At 57.9% G+C, this 2,703-nt stretch carries 2 protein-coding genes and 2 pseudogenes; all 4 read left to right on the top strand.

The genetic code is table 11. The annotated features are described in order from the left end of the window. Positions 1 to 75: 75 nt before the first annotated feature. The 4 genes and pseudogenes from Q0602_RS15100 to Q0602_RS15085 all read left to right on the top strand — a co-directional run bounded on the left by Q0602_RS15100 (position 76) and on the right by Q0602_RS15085 (position 2,627). On the top strand, positions 76 to 483 hold the full coding sequence (locus Q0602_RS15100) for a hypothetical protein (protein ID WP_367276979.1): 408 nt from the start codon (positions 76 to 78) through the stop codon (positions 481 to 483). Beyond that, a pseudogene (locus Q0602_RS15095) lies at positions 402 to 644 on the top strand (integrase core domain-containing protein); the annotation flags it as partial. The gene Q0602_RS15100 and the pseudogene Q0602_RS15095, both read left to right, overlap by 82 nt. Before the next feature lie 228 nt (positions 645 to 872). Next, positions 873 to 1,913 (top strand): hypothetical protein, encoded by a 1,041-nt coding sequence (locus Q0602_RS15090; protein WP_298845020.1) that lies wholly within the window; start codon positions 873 to 875, stop codon positions 1,911 to 1,913. Positions 1,914 to 1,992: 79 nt separating this feature from the next. Further along, a pseudogene (locus Q0602_RS15085) lies at positions 1,993 to 2,627 on the top strand (transposase). Positions 2,628 to 2,703 lie beyond the last annotated feature (76 nt).

Raw genomic sequence — 2,703 nt, 5'->3', positions numbered from 1 at the left:
TCGACCAGTCTTGTTCCCTGATCGGGCGGCCATGGCAGATCACGCCGGGCCGGGTTTGCGGTGCGTGGAGGGGCCATGACGATACTGTCCATCCGATCCGGTGATTTCGACGTGGCAGACCGGGTCGAGGCGTTCCGCAACGTGGTGTCGACCATGACCAGGGTCGACGTCACGCCCGACGACCCCCGGACCTTTCATTCCGAAACCTCGATCGCCATCCTCACCGATCTGATGATCGGCCATGGCAGCCATTCGGCCTCCACCGCCGTCAGAACCACGGCCCATGCCGCCGATGCCGGCGACAATGTGATGTTCCACATCCCGCTCTCCGGCGGCTGTTCGATCGCCCAGACCGGCGGCGAAACCGCCGAGTTGCGGCCCGGCCTGATCTATGCCGACCCGAGCGGCTTCACCGGACGCTGCTCGATGAACATTTCCGGGTCGAAGGCCGGAAAACCTGGTTCGAAACCGTGGACGAGCTGAAAACGGCCTTGGATGCTTATCTCGTCTACTACAACGAACGGCGCCCCCATCAGGGACGCGGCATGAAGAGGCGCACGCCCCTCAGGGCCTTCAAGGAAGGCATCCCGAAACCCGAATCGAAGGCCACCGCCCCGAAAACCACAACGGCAACCGCCGCTTAACCCGGCTCCCCAGGCGGAACTATCAGGTGATTACCCTCTCTGTACAGCTTTGCAATTTTGCAGATACGTCTGGATGATTGTCGTTTAGATATGCAAAAATTGAAGGTCACCCGGCTCACGGTGGCGCGCCGTGATGCTGACTTTCCATTGTCGAATCGATAAACTCCGAGTTAAATAGCACGACATTTACGCCAAGCTGATAATGAAAAGCTGGAGAGGGAGGTATAAATGAATGGCCTAGAGCATATATTCAGACTATTCATTGCGGACTTGATGGTTGCGTATGACCTGAAAATTATAGAAGATATTATTGACGGGCGAGATAGCATTGTCGATTTTCGAGTCTCCAATGCTTCGGGTGCGACGGCAGTGGTCGAGACGCGACTTTACCAGTCGCTCAAGATCAGCCTCGACCTGTGGCGCCGAGCGTTTGATCAACTGGAAGCCCTCCGGATCAAGAGCACAAGCCAAGTGGGGCTGCTTGTGACGAATGCGCGGCTGCCCACGGCATTGCGCGCCGAGGTTCCAAAGTCGATCACGGTTTGGGATTATGACGTGATCACCTTTCTGGTTGGCAGCCGTCCCGGGCTGGCTACTGAATGGGAGCGGATCAGTCAGGAGAGCTTCATCCATCGCAGTAGTCCGCTTCCGGAACCGGGCCAGACGTCCGTTGGTTTCATTAACACGCCACCTACACCACCAGCTCCGCGCGCGCGCTCACTTTCGTCGGCCACACCCGGTGCTGACCTCTGCAAGAAACTGAAGGATATCAAACCGGGAAAAGGAAAGATGGCGACAGCTTTTGAAAACACCTGCATCGACGCTCTCAAATATTTGTTCGATGGAGATCTCATAAACTGGACGCCACAGCAGAAATCATTTAGCCGACTCCACCGGTACGACCTGATCGCTCGGATTGCCTCGCAGAACGATTTTTGGAACTCCCTCGTGATGGATCACCGCAGCCGCTACCTGATATTCGAATTCAAGAACTACAAAGACCCCGTAACCCAACGCGAAGTTTACAGCACTGAAAAGTACCTCTTTCCGCAAGCGATGCGTTCAACCGCCATCATCATCTCGCGCAATGGGGCCAATCGCAACGCTGTGCAGGTGACGCACGGCGCGTTTCGGGAGGCGGGTAAGTTGATCTTGGTCCTCGACATCAACCAGGTCTGCGATATGTTGCACCGTCGGGACCGGGGGGAAGATCCGTCGAGCGTCCTCGCGGGCGTCATTGAGGATATGCTGGTCGGGCTGGAGCGCTGAGAGCCCGTCCGGGAGCTTATTGAATCCAGTGAATCCGTTGTGATTCTATGCCGCGCCAGAGGAAAAGGTAGCGGAGAGAATGTGGACGACGGAAACCCGCCGGGTTTATGAACGGCAGGGCCTGAGATATCCGAGCGACCTGACCGATGAAGAATGGTCGCTTGTCGAGCCGCTGATCCCCCTGCGAAGCACGGCGGTCGACAGCGCATGGTCGATGTCCCCAATGTTCTGAATGGCCTGTTCTATGTGCTGATGACCGGCTGCCATTGGCGGGCCCTGCCCAAGGATCTGCCGCCCTGGAATAGGGTGCATGAGTATCTGTGTCTGTAGGAATGGGATGGCACGCTGGCGCAGATCCAGCCTGCCGATATCCAGGATCGAGACGGCGCGTTGCCGATGCTGAAGGAGGTCCGCCGCCTGTTCCCCTTCGTCGAGCGCATCTTCGCCGACGGGGGCTACCAGGGGGCCGCCACGGCTGCCGCCGTGCGTGAACTCGGCGTCTGGCACCTGGAAATCGTCAAGCGTTCCGATACCGCCAAGGGCTTTCAGGTCCTGCCCAAACGCTGGATCGTCGAACGGACCTTCGGATGGCTCGGCCGCTGCCGCAGGCTGGCCAAGGACGTCGAGAACCTCTCACGGATGGCTCTGGCATTCCTCCGCCTCGCCATGATCCGGATCATGATGCGCAGAATCGCAAGGAGTCGGAAATCATAGATAACTTCTCGGACGGACTCTTAGAGCAAATTACCCAGCATAGGAATCAGGGGATTCCCCTCAGCCGTCAGTTGTG

Origin of the sequence: uncultured Salinicola sp. (genome assembly GCF_937921195.1) — a bacterium.
GTDB lineage: Bacteria > Pseudomonadota > Gammaproteobacteria > Pseudomonadales > Halomonadaceae > Salinicola.
Note: the sequence above shows the minus strand (reverse complement) of the source record. Positions and strands in the feature narration are given on the sequence as shown.

Coding starts and splice junctions, on each gene's coding strand:
- Q0602_RS15100 (WP_367276979.1), top strand. CDS start 76: ATGACGATACTGTCCATCCGATCCGGTGATTTCGACGTGGCAGACCGG.
- Q0602_RS15090 (WP_298845020.1), top strand. CDS start 873: ATGAATGGCCTAGAGCATATATTCAGACTATTCATTGCGGACTTGATG.